The organism is Acidovorax facilis, from assembly GCF_023913775.1.
Classification (GTDB): domain Bacteria; phylum Pseudomonadota; class Gammaproteobacteria; order Burkholderiales; family Burkholderiaceae_C; genus Acidovorax; species Acidovorax facilis.
In genome coordinates, this window is the sequence record NZ_JAMXAX010000234.1 from 1 (window position 1) to 3,072 (window position 3,072).

General features: G+C 67.4%; 1 protein-coding gene. It reads right to left on the bottom strand.

The window, feature by feature from the left end; translation table 11 throughout:
• Positions 1 to 3,072 (bottom strand): condensation domain-containing protein (locus tag NFX52_RS29610; RefSeq protein WP_238385634.1); only part of this gene is annotated, 3,072 nt, incomplete at both ends.

Sequence of the window (3,072 nt, forward strand, 5' to 3'; positions counted from 1 at the left end):
ACCAGCGCCGTCGCCGCCGGCCGCGCCCGCGCCCGCCGTTCGATCAACCGGTGCACCGGCTCCACCTCCACATACCGCTGCTCGTTGACGCCCCAGCGGTTCAGCTCTTGGCGCTCGGCCTCGCTCAGCACTTCGACCGCCCCGAGCGTTCCCTGCGGGGCTTGCGCCAGCGCACGCAGCACGGCCATGTAGTGCCCGGCCAGACGCTCGATCTGCCGGGCCGAAAAGACGCTGCCCTGGAAGGCGTAGCCGACAGTCAGCGTTTCCCCATGGTGCACTGTCAGGGTCATGGGGTAATTCGTCTCCTCCCGGTTTTCGTTGAGGGACACCCGCATCGCTCCCCATTCCTGGCTCAGCGCCTCATCCACCGGATAGTTCTCGAATACCAGGATGCTGTCGAACAATCCCAGTCCCTTGTCACCCGCCCAACGCTGAATCTCAAAAAGCGGGGCATGTTCGTGCTCACGCGAGGCGATGTTCTGCGCCTGAAGCTCACGCAGCCAGTCCCCCACCCGCTGCTCCGGCCGGGGCCGCGCCACGACAGGCAGGGTGTTGATGAATAGGCCGAGCACCTCGCCGGCATCGGGCAGATCCGACGGCCGACCGGACGTGGTCGCACCGAAGCACACGCTCGCCTGGCCGGTGTAGCGCTGCAGCAACAGCGCCCACCCGGCCTGCACCAGGGTGTTCACAGTGACCCGCTCGGCACGGGCGAAGTCCGCCAGACGAGCTGTTTCTGCGGCATCGAAGACCTGAATGTGCTCCCGATGGCCATGACCATCCGCCGAGGGCTTGAGCACGGCAGCGAGCCGGGTCGGCTCCTCCACGTCCGCCAGCAGCGCGCGCCAGTAGTTTTCCGCCGCCACGCCGTCCGCCCCCTGCAACCAGGCGATGTAATCGCGATAGCGTCCGCGCGGGGGCGCGGGGATCTGCATGGCATGACAAGCGAGGATTTCGGCCATCAGGCGCGCGGTGCTCCAGCCATCGAGCAGCAGGTGGTGGCGAGTCCAGACGAGGTGGTGGCGGCCAGCGGCACATTGGACCAGGACCAGCCGCATCAGCGGCGGCTCGGCGAGGTCGAAGCCGCGCTCGCGCTCGGCCCGGGCCAATGCATCGAGCGCCGCAACGAGGTCGGCGCGGTCGCGCCAGTCGTACTCGACGAGCGGCAAGTCGACCGAGCGGGCCACCCACTGCAGAGGAGTCTCGCCGTAGACGAAGCCGGTGCGCAGCACTTCGTGGCGGTCCAGCGCCATCTGCCAGGCGGCCTTGAAGCGGGCGGCATCGAGGCCTTCGAGATCCAGCCGGAGCTGATTGACGTACGCCGTCCCCTCCGGCTCGAGGATGCTGTGGAACAGCATCCCGGCCTGCATCGGCGACAGGGGGTAGAGGTCAGCCAACCGTTCCCATGACAACGGAAGGCCGTCGATCTGAGCCTGGGTGAGCCGGGCAAGGGGAAAATCGGACGGCGTCACGCCCCGCTCACCGCTCAGGCAGTACTCGATCAGGTCCTCGAGTTCGTCCAGGAAACGCCGGGCGAGGCCTTGCACCGTGACTTCGTCATGCGCGGCGGCGCTGTAGGTCCAACGTACGCGCAACTCGCCACAATGCACGTCGGCATCGACGCTCAGCCAGGTTCGGCGCCGGCTACCGGGAGCTCGTTCCTGGCCTGCACTTTCGCGCGCCAGCTGCCACACCGAATCGGCGTCGAAGCTCTGATCGAACTGGCCGAGATAGTTGAACGTGACCTGTGGATAGGCACCATCGGAGAGCATACGACCCTCGGTGCTCAAATAGCGCAGCACGCCGTAGCCCACCCCCTTGTGCGGCACCTGCCGGAGTTGTTCCTTGATGCTCTTCAGGCGGTGACCGGGGCTCCCGCCCCTTTCGCGTTGGACATCCCCCGGCGCTAAGCGGACCGGGTAGAGGGAGGTAAACCAGCCGACGGTGCGGCTGAGGTCGATGCCGTCGAAGCGGTGATCCTCCCGCCCGTGGCCTTCGAGTTCGACCAGCACGCTCTCGCGCCCGTCCCAGGCGCACAGGGTGCGCGCCAGAGCCGTCAGCAGGACTTCGTCAATGCGCGTGCCGTAAGCCTGCGGCACATCGCCGAGGAGTTGCTCGGTGCGTGCCTCGCCCAGCGAGGTGGCGACGGTACGCGCGTCGGCCACCGTGTTGTTGCCTTCGGCAACGCCTGGCAGCGGCGGCTCGGCGGGGCCGACAACGCTCTGCCAGAAAGGCAGTTCGGCACGCGACTCGGCGCTATCAGCATAGCGTGCGAGAACGGCTGACCAATCCCGGAACGGCGTTGTCGCGGGGGGCAGGTCCGGGGAACGTCCTTCGCGAAGCTGCTGGTATACGGTCTGCAGATCCTCGAGGATCACCCTCCACGACACCCCGTCGACGACGAGGTGATGGGCGGTGAGCAGGAGCCGGCTGGCTCCCCCCTTACCCAGGTCCATCCACACAGCCTTGAACGGCCGCCCCAGGCTTAGGCTGCGCTGTGCGCGATCGGCTGCATCTGTGATGGCCGCACCAACATCGCGCGCAGAGCTGAGGTCGATCTGCTCGAAGACGGGCTGCCCGGACGATTGGCTGGTCAGCGACCAGCGACCGTCGGCGCCGAGTTCGAAGCTCAGGCGCAAAGCCTCGTGGTGGGCGACCAGCGCTTCGACGGCCTGCTGCACCCGCGCAGGCTCGACCACCTCGGTAGCGCTGAGCAGCAGGGACTGGTTCCAGTGGTGGATGTCCTCGAACGCCTGCTCGAAGAACCAGGTCTGCACGGGTATGGGTGCGAACGGGGCGGCCGCATCGGACGGCGCCACGACCGGTGGAGCGCCGGCCATCGGGTTGGCATCCTGACTAGTGACCGCCGCGACCGCGGCAACGGTCTGACGCTCCATCAGCTCCCTGGGCGTGAAGCGCAGCCCCCGTTTGCGCGCTCGAGCGATGATCTGCAAGGTAAGGATGGAGTCGCCGCCGAGCTCGAAGAAGTTGTCGTGGCGGCCGACCCGATCGACTCGAAGCACCTGCTCCCAGACTTCAGCCAGCGCCCGCTCGACTTCGCCTCGCGGCGCC